This window comes from Sphingosinicella xenopeptidilytica (assembly GCF_042676985.1).
GTDB classification, from domain to species: Bacteria; Pseudomonadota; Alphaproteobacteria; order Sphingomonadales; family Sphingomonadaceae; genus Sphingosinicella; species Sphingosinicella xenopeptidilytica.
Genome location: NZ_JBHTIK010000002.1, coordinates 355502 through 372624 on the forward strand (window position 1 = coordinate 355502; position 17123 = coordinate 372624).

A 17123-nucleotide genomic window follows, 5' to 3' on the forward strand; every position below is an offset into this window, starting at 1 on the left:
ATGCTCTATATTCTCGCAGAAGCGCTCGACTTCCCCGGCATCCTGAACCTGTTCCGCTACATCACGTTCCGGTCCGGCGCGGCGGTCATCACCGCGCTCGCCATCGGGCTTATCATCGGGCCGCGCATGATCGACTGGCTGCGCCTGAAACAGGGCAAGGGTCAGCCGATCCGCGAGGACGGGCCTGCCAGCCACCTCCTCACCAAGCGCGGCACGCCGACGATGGGCGGGCTGATGATCCTCATCTCGCTCACCATCTCGACATTGCTCTGGATGAACCTCGAAAATCCGTTCGTGTGGGCGTGCCTGTTCGTGACATTGGGCTTCGGCGCGATCGGCTTTTCGGACGATTATTCGAAGGTTTCGAAAGGGAACCACAAGGGCGTTTCCGGGCGCACGCGGCTGCTGCTGGAATTCCTGATCGCGGGCATCGCCTGCTGGGCGATCACCGATGTGACCGACACGCGCCTGTTCTTCCCGTTCACGAACTTCGGCCTCAATCTCGGGCCGTTCTACATCCTGTTCGCGGCGTTCATCGTCACCGGCTTCGGCAATGCCGTGAACCTCACCGACGGTCTCGACGGGCTGGCGACGATGCCGGTGATCATCGCCGCGCTCACCTTCGCGCTCATCGCCTATCTCGTCGGCAATATCCGGTTTTCCGATTATCTCGGCATCGTGTTCGTGAACGGCGCGGGCGATCTCACCGTGTTCCTCGGCGCGCTGATCGGCGCCTGCCTCGCCTTCCTCTGGTACAATGCGCCGCCCGCCGCCGTGTTCATGGGTGACACCGGCAGCCTCGCGCTCGGCGGGGCCTTGGGGTCGGTCGCGGTCGTCACGAATCACGAAATCGTGTTGATCCTTGTCGGCGGTCTTTTCGTGCTGGAAACCGTCTCGGTGATCGTGCAGGTGGCGAGCTTCAAGCTCACCGGTAAACGCGTCTTCAAGATGGCCCCCATCCACCACCATTTCGAACAGCTCGGCTGGCCCGAATCGACCGTGGTCATCCGCTTCTGGATCGTTTCCATCGTGCTGGCGCTTGCCGGCCTCGCCACGCTGAAACTCAGATGATCACCGCGCGCGCCTTCTCCACCCGGCACTACGCTGTCTTCGGCCTCGCCCGCACCGGGCTCAGCGTCGTTGCGGCCTTGCGGCCGGCCGGCGCGACGGTGACGGTTTGGGACGACGACGCGAAGAAGCGTGCCGCCATCGAGGACGTTCAGGTCCACGTGGCCGATCTCAATACGACGGACCTTTCCGCCTTCGACGGCATCGTCGTGTCGCCCGGCGTTCCGCTCAACACGCATCCGCTGGCCGCGCGCGCCGCAGCAGCGGGGGTGCCGGTGCTGGGCGACATCGAACTCTTCGCCCATGCGCGCGCCGAGCTGCCGCCGCACAAGGTCGTCGGCATCACCGGCACCAACGGCAAATCGACGACGACCGCACTCGTGCACCATATCCTCGCGCACGCGGGTGTCCCCGCAACGATGGGCGGCAATATCGGCCTGCCGATCCTGTCGCAGGATGCCTTGCCGGAAGGTGGCGTTTACGTGCTGGAACTCTCGTCGTTCCAGATCGACCTGACGCAGAGCCTCGCCTGCGACGTGGCGATCCTCACCAACATCACACCCGATCACCTCGATCGATACGACGGGATGGCAGGCTACGCCGCATCGAAGGAACGCCTGTTCGACATGCAGGATGAGGGCGCCACCGCCATCTTCATGTCGGACGACGATTATACGGCGGCCATCGCGAAGGGGCGGGGCGGCGTTCCGGTATCTCTCGATACCGTTCTTGCCGAAGGCATTTCGCTGGTGAACGGCGCGGCGTACATCGATGGTGAACCGCTCGGCTATCAGGCGGATTGGCCTTCGCTCGCCGGACCGCATAATGCGCAGAACGCGGTCGCAGCCATCGCGACAACGCAGGCGCTTGGTCTCGATGCCGCAGCGATCAAGGCTGGTCTTGAAACCTATCCGGGTCTGCCGCACCGCATGGAGCGCGTCGCCGAGATCAATGGCGTGCTCTACGTCAACGACAGCAAGGCGACGAACCCGACCTCGACCGCGCCTGCGCTCGCCGCTTACCCTGCGATCCACTGGATCGTGGGCGGCAAGCGCAAGACCGACGAACTCGATGCGTGCCTGCCATATCTTGATCACGTCCGCGCCGCCTATGTGATCGGCGATGCCGAAACGGTCTATGCGCATCTGCTCGGCGCCTATGTTCCCGTGATCCGGGCGGGTACGGTGGAGCGCGCCACGCAGCTCGCGGCGGCCGCCGCGAAGTCGGGCGAGGTCGTGCTCCTGTCTCCCGCCTGCGCGTCCTACGACCAGTTCCGCGATTTCGAGCAGCGCGGCGACGTCTTCAAGGGTGCGGTGCAGGAGCTCGGCGCATGAGCACGCCTCTCGGCCGCGCGGACAAGACGCTTCTCGGCCGCTGGTTCTGGACCATCGACCGGCCGCTGCTGGCGCTCGTGCTCGTGCTGATCGGCATCGGGCTCATCGCCGTCGCGGCGGCGTCTCCCGCGGCGGCGCACCGTTATTCGGGCGGTAGCGTGAAGCTCGACGACATGTATTATTTCAAGCGGCAGCTCTTCTGGATCCTGCTCGGCGTGCCGCTGATGCTCGGCGTTTCGATGCTGACGGTCCCGTGGGCGAAGCGGCTGTCGCTGATCGGCACATTGGTATTTATCGTCGGCCTTGCCGCGGTGCCGTTCTTCGGCGCGGAAGCGAATGGCGCGGTGCGCTGGCTCGCGCTCGGCGGCTTCCAGCTCCAGCCCTCCGAATTCCTGAAACCACTGTTCGCGGTGACGAGCGCCTGGCTGCTCGCCTCGCGCTTCGATGACGGCGATGTGCCCGCGCTCAGCGTGTCGTGCGGACTGCTCGTGCTGGTCGTGGCCATGCTGGTGATGCAGCCCGATATCGGGCAATCGGCGCTGTTCGTCGGCGTGTGGCTCGTGCAGGCGGTGCTGGCCGGGATGAGCTTCGCGATCCTCGGCATCGTGATCGCGGCGGGTGTCGCGGCGCTCGTCGTCGCCTACCTGTTCGTGCCGCACGTGACGAGCCGCATCGACCGCTTCCTCACCGGCGACGGCGATACCTACCAGATCGACAAGGCGCTCGACGGTTTTCGCGCGGGCGGGCTGTTCGGCGCGGGGCCGGGCGAGGGGCAGAACAAGTTCTCGCTGCCCGAGCCGCACACCGACTATATCTTCTCGGTGATCGGCGAGGAATTCGGCGCCATCGCCTGCGCCGCCATCGCCATATTGTTCCTCGCCATGATCGTGCGCGTGCTGCTCCAGCTTCTCGAAGAGGAAGACCCGTTCGTGTTCCTAGGCGCGGCGGGGCTCATCACGCAGATCGGCGGGCAGGCGATGATCAACATCGGCGTGAACCTGAACCTCCTGCCTTCGAAGGGAATGACGCTGCCGTTCATCAGCCACGGCGGATCGTCGTTCCTTGCGCTTTCGATGGGCATGGGGCTGCTGCTCGCGCTCACACGGCGCAACCGCTTCCTCAAGTCCTCGCCCTATGTCCCGCGGGGGCGCACGGCATGAGCGGGCGGCACTTCTATGTCGCGGCGGGCGGCACCGGCGGGCACATGATGCCCGCGCACGCGCTTGCCGAAGAGCTGATCGCGCGCGGCCATACCGTCTCGCTGATCACTGACGAGCGCGGCGCGCGGCTGCAAGGCATCCTCACCAAAGGGCCGCGGCATGTGATCGAGGCGTCTACACTTGGCAAGAATCCGCTGAAGTGGCCGGGTGCATGGCTGAAGATTCGCGCCGGGCGCAAGGCCGTGTCGCGGCTGATCGCGGAGGACGTGCCTGCCGCGGTGATCGGCTTCGGCGGCTATCCCGTGCTCCCCGCGATGCTCGCCGCGCAGAAGGCGGGCGTGCCGACGATCATCCACGAGCAGAACGCAGTGCTTGGCCGCGTGAACCGGCTCGTCGCGGGCAAGGCGGACGTGATCGCGACCTCGTTTCCCGATACCGAGCGCGTGAAGCAGGAACTTGCCGACAAGGTCGCGCTCGTCGGCAACCCCGTGCGCGATGCGATCGTGGAGATCGGCAAGGCGGCGTATCCTGCGCTGGAGACGGACGGCATCTTCCATGTGCTCGTCACAGGCGGAAGCCTTGGCGCGAGCATTTTCGGCGAGGTGGTGCCGCCGGGGCTCGGGCAGCTCGATGCGAGCCTGCGGCACCGTCTGCAGGTGATGCAGCAATGCCGTGCCGAGGATATCGAGCAGGTTCGCGCTGAATACCGGCGGCTCGAAATCCCCGCCGACCTTTCCACCTTCATCGACGACATGCCGTCTGCGATGGCGTGGGCGCATCTCGTAATCGCGCGCGCGGGCGCCTCGACGGTGAGTGAGCTGTGCGCGGCGGGGCGCCCGGCGATCCTCGTGCCGCTGCCGATCGCGACGGACGATCATCAGGCCGCGAATACGCGGGAAGTCGTGGCGGCGGGTGGTGCGCGCATGATGCGGCAGAAGGGCTTCAAGCCCGCGGAACTCGCGCGGCAGATCGAGGCGATGGCGCTCGATCCGGGCGCGCTTGCCAATGCGGCACGGCGTGCCCTGTCGGTCGGCCGCCCGAACGCATCGCGGGCGCTCGCCGACCTTGCCCTGCGGCTCGCCGGTGTGCCATTGGCCCTCGAAACCCCTGAGATCGGAGCCAGCGCATGACGGGCATCGCCCGCGATATCGGAACGATTCACTTCGTCGGCATCGGCGGCATCGGCATGTCCGGTATCGCCGAGCTGATGCACAACCTCGGCTACAAGGTGCAAGGCAGCGACATTGCCGAAGGCTATGTGATCGAGGGGCTGCGCAAGAAGGGCATCACTGTCCACATCGGGCACAAGGCAGAGAACCTTGGCGATTCCGCGGTAGTGGTGACGTCGACGGCGATCCGGCGCGGCAATCCCGAGGTCGATCTCGCGCTTGAGAAACGCATCCCCGTGGTGCGCCGCGCGGAGATGCTCGCGGAACTCATGCGGCTCAAATCCACGGTCGCGGTGGCGGGCACGCATGGGAAGACGACGACGACCTCGATGGTCGCGGCGCTGCTCGACGCGGGCGGACTCGACCCGACGGTGGTGAACGGCGGCATCATCAACAGTTACGGCTCCAACGCGCGCCTCGGCACCAGCGACTGGATGGTCGTGGAGGCCGACGAGAGCGACGGCAGCTTCCTGCGCCTGCCGCCGACGTTCGCGATCGTCACCAACATCGATCCCGAGCACCTCGACCACTACGGCAGCTTCGACCAGATCAAGCAGGCGTTTGTCGATTTCGTCGAGCACGTGCCGTTCTACGGCGCGGCGATCCTGTGCATCGATCACCCGGAGGTGCAGGCGATCCTGCCGCGCGTGCGCGATCGGCGCGTCGTCTCCTACGGTTTCTCGGCGCAGGCGGACGTGCGCGGCGAGAACGTGACGCCGGTGCCGGGCGGCAACCGCTTCGACGTGCTCATCACGGACCGCGACGGCAACCAGCGCCGCATCGACGGGCTCGAACTGCCGATGCCGGGGCGGCACAATGTGCAGAATGCGCTCTCGGCGGTGGCCGTGGCGCTCGAGCTGCAGATTTCCGGCGAGGACATTCGCAGCGGTTTCGCGAAGTTCGGCGGCGTGAAGCGGCGCTTCACCAAGGTGGGTGAGGTGGACGGCGCGGCGATCATCGACGATTACGGGCATCACCCGGTCGAGATCAAGGCGGTGCTCGCCGCCGCGCGCGAAGGCGTGAAGGGCCGCGTGATCGCGGTGGTGCAGCCGCACCGCTTCACGCGCCTGCGCGACCTGATGGCGGAGTTCCAGACCGCGTTCAACGATGCCGACACCGTGTATGTCGCGCCCGTCTATGCGGCGGGTGAGACGCCGATCGATGGCGTGGACGCCGCGCATCTGCTTGCCGGTTTGAAGCGCTCCGGCCACCGCGATGCCTACACCGTAGAGGGTGCCGAAGATCTGGCAGCGAAGCTAGCGGCCACGATCCGCGAGGGCGACATGGTCGTCTGTCTCGGCGCGGGCGACATCACCAAGTGGGCGGCGGGCCTCGCGGACGCGATCCGCCGCGAACGGGGAGCAGCGTGACGGCGGCCGCGGCCGAACGCACGATCCCTGCCGCCGCGGGGCGGCTGACTCCGGACGCGCCGCTGGCGCCGCTCGTGTGGTTCAAGTCCGGCGGCAGCGCCGAATGGCTGTTCGAGCCGAAGGATGCGGATGATCTCGCGGGGTTCCTCGCGGCGCTTGAGCCGGACGTGCCGGTGATGGCGCTCGGGCTCGGCTCCAACCTCATCGTGCGCGATGGCGGCGTGCCCGGCGTCGTCGTGCGGCTGGGCAAGGCGTTTGCGGCGGTTGAGCGGCTCGATGAGGTGACACTGCGCTGCGGCGGCGGAGCCTCCGGCATTCTGGTGTCTTCGACGGCGCGCGATGCGGGGATCGGCGGGCTGGAATTCCTGCGTTCGATTCCCGGCACGGTCGGCGGGTTCGTGCGCATGAACGGCGGCGCCTATGGGCGTGAGACGGCGGATATCCTCGTGGACTGCGAGGTGGTGCTGCGTTCGGGTGAACGGAAAATCCTGAGCCGCGACGACCTCGGCTACACGTATCGGCACAGCGCGCTCCCCGAAGGTGCGGTGGTGATCGCCGCCACGTTTCGCGGACACCCGAACGATCCCGCCGCGATCAGCGCCGAGATGGACCGCATCGCGGAGGCGCGCGAGGCTTCGCAGCCGCTGCGCACAAAGACCGGCGGATCGACCTTCAAGAACCCGACCGGCGACAAGGCGTGGCGGCTCGTCGATGCCGCCGGTTGCCGGGGGCTCAAGCGCGGCGACGCGCAGGTCAGCGAGAAGCACTGCAACTTCCTGATCAACACAGGCAGCGCCACCAGCGACGACATTGAAGCGCTCGGCGAGGATGTGCGCCGCCGTGTCAAGGAAACGCAGGGCGTTGAACTCGAATGGGAAATCCAGCGCGTGGGAGTGGCGAAATGAAGGTTGCGGTGCTGATGGGCGGCTGGTCGAACGAGCGCGAGGTCTCTCTGACCAGCGGCAAGGGAATCGCCGACGCGCTGAAGCGTTTGGGTCACGATGTTTACGCTGTTGACATGGGACGCGACGTTGCCGCAAAGCTGAGCGAAATCAAGCCTGACGTCGTGTTCAATGCACTGCATGGAACGCCCGGGGAAGACGGCACGGTTCAAGGAATGCTCGACGTGTTGGGGGTGAAATATACGCATTCGGGTCTGGCGACGTCGGTCATCGCGATCGACAAGGAGCTGACGAAGCGTATCCTCGTGCCCGCCGGAATCCGTATGCCTGAAGGTGTCGTCGTCGATTCCGCCAGCGTGCACGACCGCGATCCGCTGCCGCGCCCCTATGTGCTGAAGCCGGTGAACGAGGGTTCTTCGGTCGGTGTCGCGATCGTCACCGACGAGAGCAATTACGGCACGCCCATAGCCGCGGACGCGCCGGGGCCGTGGGCACAGTTCGAAAAGCTGCTCGCAGAGCCGTTCATTCCGGGCCGCGAACTCACCGTCGCGGTGATGGGCGACGAGCCGCTCGCCGTGACCGAACTGATCCCGACGCGCGGCTTCTACGACTACGATGCCAAGTACACCGATGGCCTCACCGTGCACCAATGCCCGGCGGAGATTCCGGAGGACGTCGCCGCCGAGGCGATGGCGATGGCGCTGAAGGCGCACCGCGTGCTCGGCTGCAAAGGCGTCAGCCGCTCCGATTTCCGCTACGATGAAAGCCGTGGGCTCGCCGGCCTCTACCTCTTGGAAGTGAACACCCAGCCCGGCATGACGCCGCTCAGCCTCGTCCCCGAGCAGGCCAAATATCGCGGCATCGATTACGACACGCTCGTCGCGCGCATTCTGGAAGACGCGGCGTGAGCGAGAAGATCACGCTCAAACGGGGCAAGCGCCCGCCGCCGCAAAGGGCCAAACCGCCCGCGCCGCGCGTGCGGGCGAAGGGGCCAAAATCGGGTCGGCTGATGGCGCCGGCGGTGTCTCTGGGCGCTGCCGGCATCGCGCTGTTTGCGGCCTGGCTCTACCAGCTTCCCGACAAGCTCTGGATGGCTGCCGCCGTGGGCGTCGCCGATGCAGGCTTTGAGGTGAAGAATGTCGAGGTGACGGGCCTCAAGACGATGAGCCGCCTGCCGGTCTACACGGCGGCGCTCGACGGCGCTTCGGACTCGATGCTGCTCGTTGATCTCGACGATGTGCGCGAACGGCTGCTGATGCTGCCGTGGGTGAAGGACGCGAGCGTCGGCCGCCGCCTTCCCGATACGCTCGCGATCAGCATCACCGAGCGGAGGCCCTACGCGATCTGGCAATATCGCGGCGAGCATCGGCTTGTGGATACCGAAGGCGCGGTGCTGCCCTCCGACAATATCACGCGCTACGCCAAGCTGCCGATCGTGGTCGGCAAAGGTGCGAATACCGAGGCGGCGAACCTGATCGCGCTGCTCCACGATTATCCGGCGGCGGCGAAGCACGTTGCAGGCGCGGTGTGGATCGGCGAGCGGCGCTGGGACCTGAAACTGAAATCAGGCGAGACGCTGGCGCTCCCCGATGACTATGCCGAAGCGCGCGCCGCGCTTGGAAATTTCGTGCGGATCGACCGCGATTCGGGGCTTGTCGACAAGGGCTTCAGCCGTTTCGACATGCGCCTCGCCGATCGGCTGACCGTGCGTATCTCGCAAAACGACAAGAAGCCCACGGTCGCACAGCCAACCACCCAACCAGCAGCAGGCGGAACGGAAATATGAGAGTTGGGCGGGGCACCGGCAGCCGGGGCGAACGGACGATTGCGGCGCTCGATATCGGCTCGTCGAAGGTGGCTGCGCTCATTGCCGTCAGCGACGGTGAAAGCCCGCCGCGCGTGATCGGTACCGGTCAGCGCGCCTGCACCGGGCTGCGGCAGGGCCTCGTCGCCGATCTGGAGCGGACCGAAAGCGCGATCCGCGCCGCGATGGAGCAGGCCGAGCGCAATGCCGGCGTCACGGTCGAGAACGTTGTCGTCAGCGTCTCGGCGGGCGGGCTCGACAGCGAAATCGTTTCGGTCGAGGTCGATATCGGTGGCCAGCGCATCGAGCGCGGCGATATCGATCACGTGCTCTCCGAAGGCCGCGCGCAGCTCGACGCGGGCGGGCGCACGATCCTGCACGCGCAGCCCGCGCTCTACACGCTCGACGAGACGACGCGCGTGATGAACCCGCTCGGCCTCCATGCCGACCGGCTCGGCGTCGACATCCACATCATCACGGCGGACACGCCGCCGGTGCGCAATCTCGACCAGTGCGTGCGCACGGCGGACCTCGGCGTGCAGACGATCGTCGCCTCGCCGATCGCGGCGGGCCTCGCCTGTCTCGCCCCCGAGGAGCGCGAACTCGGCGTCGCGCTTGTCGAGATCGGCGCGGGCGTCACCAACGTTGCCGTCCACGTGCGCGGGATGCTTGTCGGCCTTTCGGTGATTCCGATGGGCTCCGAGGATATCACCGCCGACATCGCCTCCACCTTCTCCACCCGGCGCATCCACGCCGAACGGCTGAAGACGCTCTACGGATCGGCGACGACGAGCCCGCGCGACAATCACGACATGATCGAGATCCTTCCCATCTCCGAGGACGACGACATCGAGCCGACGCGCGTGCCGCGCGCGCAGATCGTCGCCGTGATTCGCGACCGGCTCGACATGCTGTTCTCCGACGTGGGGGAACGCCTCAACGAAATGGGCTTCAAGGGACCGCGCGGACGTCAGATGGTGCTGACGGGCGGCGGCGCCGAACTCAAGTGCATCGCGGACTTCGCGCAGGGCCTGCTCGGGCGGCATTGCCGCGTCGGCCGTCCGCGCGGTCTCGTGGGCCTTCCGGAGGCGCAGATCGGCAGCGCGTTTTCGACGCTCACGGGCCTCGCGCTTTATGGTGCCGAGGACCGCGAAGACCTCTGGGCGGGCAGCGTTCGCGACGGTGGGCAGATGCGCATGTCACGCTCGCCGTGGGGCCGGATGATCGAAGTGCTGAGGTCCAGCCTGTGACGACATACCAGATGTTGATTTTTTTTCGTCTTGGGGATTCACGCGGAATCGATCCTGTCGTAGTGTTTAACAAATGCGCTCTTGTGGGGGGCGCCGGCGCCGAAGGAGAGCATCATGAGTCTTGAGTTGCAACGTCCCGAACTCACCGAGCTGAAGCCGCGGATCACCGTGATCGGTGTCGGCGGCGCGGGCGGCAACGCGGTCGCGAACATGATCTCGTCCGGCCTCGAAGGCGTCGATTTCGTGGTGGCGAACACCGATGCGCAGGCGCTTTCGGCGGCGACGGCGGAAACCCGACTCCAGCTCGGCCTCAAGATCACGCAGGGACTCGGCGCCGGTTCGCGTCCCGAAATCGGTCGAGCCGCCGCGGAAGAAACGCTCGGCGAGATCGAAACGGCGCTCGATGGCTCCCACATGTGCTTCATCACCGCCGGCATGGGCGGCGGCACCGGCACCGGCGCGGCGCCCGTCGTCGCCAAGGCAGCGCGTGAGCGCGGCATCCTCACGGTCGGCGTCGTCACCAAGCCGTTCGCGTTCGAAGGCGCGCGCCGGATGCGTTCGGCTGAAGAGGGCATCGCCGAGCTTCAGAAGCATGTCGATACGCTGATCATCATTCCGAACCAGAACCTGTTCCTGATCGCCAACGCCAACACGACCTTCAAGGACGCGTTCGCGATGGCCGACCAGGTGCTGCACCAGGGTGTGCGCGGCATCACCGACCTGATGATCATGCCGGGCCTCATCAACCTCGATTTCGCCGACATCCGCACGGTGATGAGCGAGATGGGCAAGGCGATGATGGGCACCGGCGAGGCCGAGGGCGAGAACCGCGCCATCGAGGCGGCGGAGAAGGCGATCGCCAACCCGCTGCTCGACGAAGTTTCGATGCGCGGCGCCAAGGGCGTCATCATCAACATCACCGGCGGCGAAGACCTTCGCCTGATGGAAGTCGATGAAGCCGCGAACCACATCCGCGAGATGGTGGACCCCGACGCCAACATCATCGTCGGCTCGGCATTCAACGCGAACCTCGATGGCAAGATGCGCGTGTCGGTCGTTGCGACCGGTATCGATGCCACCGCCAAGGTTGCCGAACCCGCGCGGCCGGCGACGACGGTCAGCGGTTTCGGTTCGGTCGCGGGCAGCTTTGCCCCTGCGGCGCCGATCGTCCGCCCTGTCGCGGCTGCCGCACCGGCGCCCGCACCGCTGGCGCCCGAGGAGCGGCAGATCGTGCTCGAGCCGCCGGTAATGGCGGAGGAGCCGGTGCTCGTCGCCGAGGCCGAGCCTTTCGAGGAAGCACAGCCGGGCTTTTCGGACAATGTGATGCCGCTGCGTATGCCGGAGCCTGTGCGCGAAGCCGCGCCGGAGCCGGTGGTTGCCGAGGCGCCGCCCGCACCGATCAACGAGCCGGTCGAGCGCCCGTATGTGGCGCCGCGCGCCGCGCGCGAGGAGCCGCGCCCGGGTCCGACGCTGTTCGAGCGCATGATGAACCTCAGCCGGGGTGCCGACAAGGCGCGCGCTGAGGAGCCGCAGCCCATCGCCGAGGAACCGGCCGGGCAGGATCCGCTGGAGATCCCGCGGTTCTTCCGCCGTCAGGTCAACGACTGATCCCAGGATCGGGCAGGACAAGGAGGGCCGGGCGGCAGACCCGGCCCTCACTGTTTCGTGACCTTGCGGACGCGCACCGCTTGACCGCATCGACGCTGCGTCGCAAATCGATGACAGGAAAGGGAGAGGCATGGCGGGACCGCTTTCGGGCGTTCGTATCATCGAAATGGCGGGGCTCGGACCGGGGCCTTTCGCGGGCATGATGCTTGCCGATCACGGCGCGGAGGTGATCCGCGTCGATCGGCCGGGCGGAATGCAGGAAACGGTGCTCGGCCGATCGCGCCGTTCGATCGTCGTCGATCTGAAATCGCCTGAGGGCATCGCGGTCATCCGCAAGCTGGTGAAGACGGCTGACGGCCTGATCGAGGGGCTGCGCCCGGGCGTCATGGAGCGGCTGGGGCTTGGCCCCGACGTGCTGCTGGCAGACAATCCGCGCCTCATCTATGGCCGCATGACGGGCTGGGGGCAAACGGGTCCGCTCGCGAATGCCGTGGGTCATGACATCAACTATATCGCGCTTTCGGGCGCGCTTCACGCCTATGGCCGTGCGGGCGAGAAGCCGACGCCGCCGATCAACATGGTCGGCGATTTCGGCGGGGGCGGCATGATGCTCGCGTTCGGCATGGCCGCGGCGCTGCTTTCGGCGCAGAAGACGGGTAGGGGCCAGGTGCTCGACGTGGCGATGACCGATGGCTCCGCTGTGCTGATGGGCATGATCTGGGGCTTCTTCGGGCAGGGCGCGTGGAAGGACGAGCGCGGCGTCAACCTGCTCGATACGGGCACGCACTTCTACGACACCTACGAATGCAAGGACGGCGGTCATGTCTCGATCGGTGCGATCGAGCCGCAGTTCTACGCCGCGCTTCGCCGCATCGCGGGGCTTGAGAACGATCCTGAATTCGACGCGCAGATGGACCCGTCGCGTTGGGGGCCGCTCAAGGCCAAGCTGACGGCGCTGTTCCTCACGAAGACGCGCGCGGAGTGGTGCGCGCTCATGGAAGGCACGGACGTGTGCTTCGCGCCGGTATTGTCGCTCGCCGAGGCGCCCCTGCATCCGCACAACGCGGCGCGCGGTACGTTCGTCGATGTGGGCGGCATGACACAGCCCGCGCCCGCGCCGCGCTACTCGGAAACGCGGACCGACACGCCGACCCCGACGCCGCGTTCCGGGGCGGACACGGCGGCGATCCTCGGCGAACTCGGCTATTCGGAGGCCGAGATCGCGGCGCTGGCGGGCGCGAAGGCGATCGCCACATGATGCGCGCCGCTGCTGCCCTGCTGCTGCTCGCGGCGACGGCGGACCCGTCGTTTGCACAGGCGCGCAAGGAGAAGGATGACGGTACGGTCGCGGCGCTGAACAATCCGGCGCGGCTTGTCACCATCGGCGATCATGCCCGCAATTCCGGCGATTTCATGCTGGCGCTGAGCTTCTACGAGCGCGCGCTCGGCATCGATCCCGGTTTCGTGCCTGCGCTCCGGGCATCGACCGAGGTCGCGCTCGCGATGCGGATGCCGCAGGCGCTCTCCTATGCGGAGCGCTGGGTGCGCGCGACGCCGAAGGACGGGCTCGCCCACCTTGCGGTCGGCGCGGCGCTCGTGCAGCAGAACCGGCCGACGGAGGCGCAGAAATCGTTCGCGCTCGCCGAGGCGGCGGGCGGACCGGCCGCGGCGATCGCCATGCAGCGCGGCCTCGCTTTCGATCTGCTCGGGCAAAGCCGCAACGCGCAGATCGCCTATGCGGACGCGATGCAGCGCGTACCGGGCGACCGATCGATCATCGAGCATCTGGCGCTCAGCCTTGCGATCGGCGGCGACAACGAGGCGGCGATGCAGATATTGCAGCCCGAAGCGGAAAAAGCGTCCGGACAGGCGAGCTTCGAGCGCACGCTGGTGCTCGTCCACGCGCTCGGCGGGCGGCGCGATCTCGCGCGGCGCATCGCAACCGCAAATCTCAGCCCGCAGGCCGCCGCCGCGGCGGGCGACGTCCTCGAACGTATCGCCAGCCTGCCGACCCCGGCGGCGAAGGCGGCTGCCGTGCATCTCGGCATCCTGCCCGATGTCGGCAAACCGGCGCAGGCCCCGGCGGTCGTACAGGCGCCACCGCCGCCGCCCGAACCTGTAGTCGAGGCGGCAGTGATCGAAACAGCGCCGCCGCGTGTGCTGGAGCCCGCGCCCGAAAAGCCTGCGCCTGCGCCTGCCAAGCCTGCTACAGCCAAACCCGCGCCGAAGCCGGAACCGCTCCCCGCCGGGCTGCCGAAGCTTTCGGCGGCGCAGCTCAAGGCAGCGTATGTCTGGTTGCAGCTTTCGAGCAGCCCGGACCGTGCGCTTGTTTCGAGCGATCTCGCGCGCTTCAAGCGCAAGGCGAGCACGATCGGTAACTACAACGCCTATGTGCAGAATGCCGCCGGCACGCACCGCCTGCTGATCGGCCCGTTCCGCTCGGCGGACGACGCGCAGAAGGTGTCGCGGCGGCTGAAGGCGGCGGGTGTGGACTCCTATATCAACCGCGCGCCGGCCGGGTCCGCCATCGCGCCGCTCTGATGCTGGCGCCGTACGCCTCGAACCCTGCAGCTTCGCGGGGGCGGCTTCATTCCGAAAGCCCGAGCGTGCGCCGCGATGCGTTTCAGCGCGACCGCGATCGCATCATCCATTCTACGGCCTTCCGCCGCCTGAAACACAAGACGCAGGTGTTCGTGTCGCCGGACGGCGACCATTTCCGCACGCGGCTGACGCATAGTCTTGAAGTCGCGCAGATCGGCCGCGCCATCGCGCGCACGCTGCAGCTCAACGAAGACCTGACCGAAGCGCTCTGCCTCGCGCACGACCTCGGGCATCCCCCGTTCGGCCATGTCGGCGAGGACGTGCTTGCCGAGCGCATGGCGCCGTGGGGCGGGTTCGACCACAACGGTCACACGATCCGCATGTTGACCGCGCTCGAGGTCCGCTACGCCGATTTCGATGGGCTCAACCTCTCGTGGGAGACGCTGGAGGGTCTCGCCAAACACAATGGACCGGTGACGGCGCCGGGCTGGGCACTGGGCGACTACAACGCGCTCCACGATCTCGACCTCGGAACGCACGCCGGGCCGGAGGCTCAGCTCGCCGCGCTTGCCGACGACATCGCCTACGACAACCATGATCTCGACGACGGCCTCCGCGCCGGGCTGTTCACGCTCGGCGAGGTCGCGGCGGCAGTGCCGCTCGTCGCCGAATGTCTGGACGCAGTGCGCGCGCGGCATCCAGGCGCCCCCGACGACAGACTCGCCGCAGAACTCGTACGGTTCCAGATCGGGCGGATGGCCGACGACCTGATCGAGGAAACCGTTCGAAGTCTCGCGGTGCTCGCGCCTGCCGATGTGGATGCCATCCGCCGGGCGGGAGCGCCCGTGGTCGGTTTCTCGGAGGCGATGCAGGCGGCGGAGCGCGACCTCAAGCGCTTCCTCTACGCGAACATGTATTTCCACGCGCGTAACCTCGCGATGCGCGAGCCTGCCGCCGCGGTAACGGGCGAACTGTTCGACAAGCTCCACGACGATCCTTCGAAGCTGCCCGCGGATTGGCTGGCGCGCCTGCCCGAGGACGAACCGGCGCGCGCGCGCCACATCGCCGATTTCATAGCGGGCATGACCGATCGCTATGCGCTGAAGAGCTTCGAGGCGCTTGGCGGACAAATCGCCTTCCCGCCGGGCGCGATTATCTGATCAGCCGGCGACCGCCTGCGCGTTGCGGTCGCTTCCCCGGAAGATCACGCGGTTCCGGCCGTTTGCTTTCGCCTTGTAGAGTTCCTGATCGGCCCAGCCGTAGAGGCGCTGGAAGCTGAGCGCGTGGTCCGCCGATGCGACGCCGATGCTGACCGTGACGGCATGGCCGGTACGAAGCTCGGGATGCTGCAGATCGGCGATGCCGCGCCGCACGCTTTCGGCGAACTGGCGGATGCCGATGGGGGTGAGCCCGGTGACGCCGAGCACGAACTCCTCGCCGCCGATGCGTCCCGCGACGCACAGCGGCCCTTCCCAGCGTTCGAGGCGGCGCGCGATCCGGCACAGCACGGCGTCGCCCGCTTCGTGTCCATAGCTGTCGTTGACGCGCTTGAAATGGTCGACGTCGATGAGCAGCAGGCCGAAGTGCTCGCCCGGCGCGGCGCGGCCCTCGATCATGAACTCGGCACGGTCCACGAAACCGCGCCGGTTGAGGAGGCCCGTCAACGCATCGCGGCTGGCAAGCTCGCTCATGCGCGCTTCGGCTGCGCGCGCCCTGTCGCGCTCCTCCCGGAGGTGCGCGATCCGCAGCGTGACGGCGATCGAAAGCCACACGGTCTGCAATGCCGCGGCAACGAGCATCACCACCTGGGAGCCGCCGCCATAGAGCCAGTCGTCCACATTGACGACCTGAACCAGCGCAAGCGTTGCCATCGGCAGCGCCCAAGCCCAGGCAAGCGCCTTCGCATCGGCGTTTCCGGCGCGGCAGGCGTTGACGAGGCTGAGCGTCACAAGCGCGAGTACCGACAGGGTGAGCGCGCCGAGAACCACGACCTGCCAGCCAAGCGCTGGTCCCGTTTCCAGCGAGACGAGAATGCCGAAAGGCATGATGAAGAGCCCGAGCGCGAGCGTACCGATGCGGAGCGCGCGCGGCCCCATGTCCTTCCCCAGTGCCATCACACCGCTGACCGTGGCGAGCGTAACGGCAAGGCAGGCGAGAAAGGTGCAAATCTGCGAGGACCAGCCCGCGAGATCAGGCGCGACGATCAGCGCGAGCTGTGACCAGAGCAGGCCCCACGCGACCATCGTGACCGCCCAGAGCCCATGCCACAGCAAGTATACGCGGCGCAGCGCCACGCCCACCGACAGCGTGTAAAGCGCGCCGAGCGCGAGCAGCGTGATCGCGCTGCCGACGATCACCGGCAACACGGCCGCCTGCGCGTTGGCTTCATCGGGATCGGGCAGACGGATTCTGAGCAGTTCGTGGCTCGCAAGCCCATCGAAACGCAGAAGCACGGTCTTCACCGGCGCGGCGAGCATCGGCGGTTCGAACGCGATCTGCCCGCCGATCCGCCAGTGCGTTCCGTAGTTGCCGCGGCGCACGGTTTGCGAGGCGCTTCGGCCGTCGGCATACAGGAAAACCGCCGTCAGCCGCTCGAAGCGCGTTTGATGAACATAGACGATCCGCGAATCGGCGGGCGCCTCGATCTTCAGCCACAGGCTGCGCTGACGATAGTCGGCGGGCTCGGCGGAACAATCGAATGCGCCCGGACTCGCCGCCGAAAGGTCCGTTACCGCATGGCAGAAGCGGGCATCCGCGCGCGCCTCACCGCCCGCTGCGGCGGCGATAAGCAACAGAAACGCAAAGGCAATTACGCGGTACATAAGGACGGCGCACGCATACTCGTGGAAGGGGGCTCTTGTCAGCCCACCATGCGCCGAGGGCGATAAGAAACCGTTACGGATGAATTTCGAAATGC

14 protein-coding genes are annotated in these 17123 nt (G+C 67.1%); 13 read left to right on the forward strand and 1 reads right to left on the reverse strand.

The window, feature by feature from the left end:
• The 13 genes from mraY (at window position 1) to ACFQ00_RS04640 (ending at window position 15366) form a co-directional block, all read left to right on the forward strand.
• Window positions 1-1071: a phospho-N-acetylmuramoyl-pentapeptide-transferase gene (gene mraY, locus ACFQ00_RS04580; protein ID WP_381486864.1), complete on the forward strand. Its 1071-nt coding sequence runs from the start codon at window positions 1-3 to the stop codon at window positions 1069-1071.
• A complete protein-coding gene (gene murD / locus ACFQ00_RS04585; RefSeq protein WP_381486867.1) occupies window positions 1068-2402 on the forward strand; it encodes a UDP-N-acetylmuramoyl-L-alanine--D-glutamate ligase in 1335 nt (444 codons plus the stop codon). The genes mraY and murD overlap by 4 nt, the downstream gene beginning before the upstream one ends.
• The gene (locus ACFQ00_RS04590) at window positions 2399-3562 is read left to right on the forward strand and encodes an FtsW/RodA/SpoVE family cell cycle protein (RefSeq protein ID WP_381486870.1); all 1164 of its coding nucleotides are present in this window, start codon (window positions 2399-2401) and stop codon (window positions 3560-3562) included. The genes murD and ACFQ00_RS04590 overlap by 4 nt, the downstream gene beginning before the upstream one ends.
• A complete protein-coding gene (gene murG, locus ACFQ00_RS04595; protein WP_381486873.1) occupies window positions 3559-4692 on the forward strand; it encodes an undecaprenyldiphospho-muramoylpentapeptide beta-N-acetylglucosaminyltransferase in 1134 nt (377 codons plus the stop codon). Before ACFQ00_RS04590 ends, murG begins: the two co-directional genes overlap by 4 nt.
• The gene (murC, locus tag ACFQ00_RS04600) at window positions 4689-6101 is read left to right on the forward strand and encodes a UDP-N-acetylmuramate--L-alanine ligase (RefSeq protein ID WP_381486876.1); all 1413 of its coding nucleotides are present in this window, start codon (window positions 4689-4691) and stop codon (window positions 6099-6101) included. Before murG ends, murC begins: the two co-directional genes overlap by 4 nt.
• On the forward strand, window positions 6098-7006 hold the full coding sequence (murB, locus tag ACFQ00_RS04605) for a UDP-N-acetylmuramate dehydrogenase (protein ID WP_381486879.1): 909 nt from the start codon (window positions 6098-6100) through the stop codon (window positions 7004-7006). Before murC ends, murB begins: the two co-directional genes overlap by 4 nt.
• On the forward strand, window positions 7003-7911 hold the full coding sequence (locus tag ACFQ00_RS04610) for a D-alanine--D-alanine ligase (protein ID WP_381486882.1): 909 nt from the start codon (window positions 7003-7005) through the stop codon (window positions 7909-7911). The genes murB and ACFQ00_RS04610 overlap by 4 nt, the downstream gene beginning before the upstream one ends.
• On the forward strand, window positions 7908-8789 hold the full coding sequence (locus tag ACFQ00_RS04615; protein WP_381486885.1) for a cell division protein FtsQ/DivIB: 882 nt from the start codon (window positions 7908-7910) through the stop codon (window positions 8787-8789). Before ACFQ00_RS04610 ends, ACFQ00_RS04615 begins: the two co-directional genes overlap by 4 nt.
• On the forward strand, window positions 8786-10057 hold the full coding sequence (ftsA, locus tag ACFQ00_RS04620; RefSeq protein ID WP_381486888.1) for a cell division protein FtsA: 1272 nt from the start codon (window positions 8786-8788) through the stop codon (window positions 10055-10057). Before ACFQ00_RS04615 ends, ftsA begins: the two co-directional genes overlap by 4 nt.
• Before the next feature lie 114 nt (window positions 10058-10171).
• The gene (ftsZ, locus tag ACFQ00_RS04625) at window positions 10172-11665 is read left to right on the forward strand and encodes a cell division protein FtsZ (protein ID WP_381486891.1); all 1494 of its coding nucleotides are present in this window, start codon (window positions 10172-10174) and stop codon (window positions 11663-11665) included.
• Window positions 11666-11795: 130 nt separating this feature from the next.
• On the forward strand, window positions 11796-12923 hold the full coding sequence (locus ACFQ00_RS04630; RefSeq protein ID WP_381486893.1) for a CaiB/BaiF CoA transferase family protein: 1128 nt from the start codon (window positions 11796-11798) through the stop codon (window positions 12921-12923).
• A complete protein-coding gene (locus tag ACFQ00_RS04635) occupies window positions 12920-14206 on the forward strand; it encodes an SPOR domain-containing protein (protein WP_381486896.1) in 1287 nt (428 codons plus the stop codon). Before ACFQ00_RS04630 ends, ACFQ00_RS04635 begins: the two co-directional genes overlap by 4 nt.
• Window positions 14206-15366 (forward strand): deoxyguanosinetriphosphate triphosphohydrolase, encoded by a 1161-nt coding sequence (locus ACFQ00_RS04640; RefSeq protein WP_381486899.1) that lies wholly within the window; start codon window positions 14206-14208, stop codon window positions 15364-15366. The genes ACFQ00_RS04635 and ACFQ00_RS04640 overlap by 1 nt, the downstream gene beginning before the upstream one ends.
• On the opposite strand, the gene ACFQ00_RS04645 is transcribed toward ACFQ00_RS04640, so the two are convergent.
• Window positions 15367-17028, reverse strand: a complete 1662-nt coding sequence (locus ACFQ00_RS04645) for a GGDEF domain-containing protein (protein ID WP_381486902.1) — start codon at window positions 17026-17028, stop codon at window positions 15367-15369.
• Window positions 17029-17123: the final 95 nt, after the last annotated feature.

Excerpts from the sequence above, each read along its gene's own strand:
- ACFQ00_RS04645 (WP_381486902.1), bottom strand. The coding sequence starts at position 17,028 with ATGTACCGCGTAATTGCCTTTGCGTTTCTGTTGCTTATCGCCGCCGCA.
- murG (WP_381486873.1), top strand. The coding sequence starts at position 3,559 with ATGAGCGGGCGGCACTTCTATGTCGCGGCGGGCGGCACCGGCGGGCAC.
- murD (WP_381486867.1), top strand. The coding sequence starts at position 1,068 with ATGATCACCGCGCGCGCCTTCTCCACCCGGCACTACGCTGTCTTCGGC.
- ACFQ00_RS04630 (WP_381486893.1), top strand. The coding sequence starts at position 11,796 with ATGGCGGGACCGCTTTCGGGCGTTCGTATCATCGAAATGGCGGGGCTC.
- ACFQ00_RS04590 (WP_381486870.1), top strand. The coding sequence starts at position 2,399 with ATGAGCACGCCTCTCGGCCGCGCGGACAAGACGCTTCTCGGCCGCTGG.
- murC (WP_381486876.1), top strand. The coding sequence starts at position 4,689 with ATGACGGGCATCGCCCGCGATATCGGAACGATTCACTTCGTCGGCATC.
- ACFQ00_RS04635 (WP_381486896.1), top strand. The coding sequence starts at position 12,920 with ATGATGCGCGCCGCTGCTGCCCTGCTGCTGCTCGCGGCGACGGCGGAC.
- ftsA (WP_381486888.1), top strand. The coding sequence starts at position 8,786 with ATGAGAGTTGGGCGGGGCACCGGCAGCCGGGGCGAACGGACGATTGCG.
- ACFQ00_RS04610 (WP_381486882.1), top strand. The coding sequence starts at position 7,003 with ATGAAGGTTGCGGTGCTGATGGGCGGCTGGTCGAACGAGCGCGAGGTC.
- ACFQ00_RS04640 (WP_381486899.1), top strand. The coding sequence starts at position 14,206 with ATGCTGGCGCCGTACGCCTCGAACCCTGCAGCTTCGCGGGGGCGGCTT.
- mraY (WP_381486864.1), top strand. The coding sequence starts at position 1 with ATGCTCTATATTCTCGCAGAAGCGCTCGACTTCCCCGGCATCCTGAAC.
- ftsZ (WP_381486891.1), top strand. The coding sequence starts at position 10,172 with ATGAGTCTTGAGTTGCAACGTCCCGAACTCACCGAGCTGAAGCCGCGG.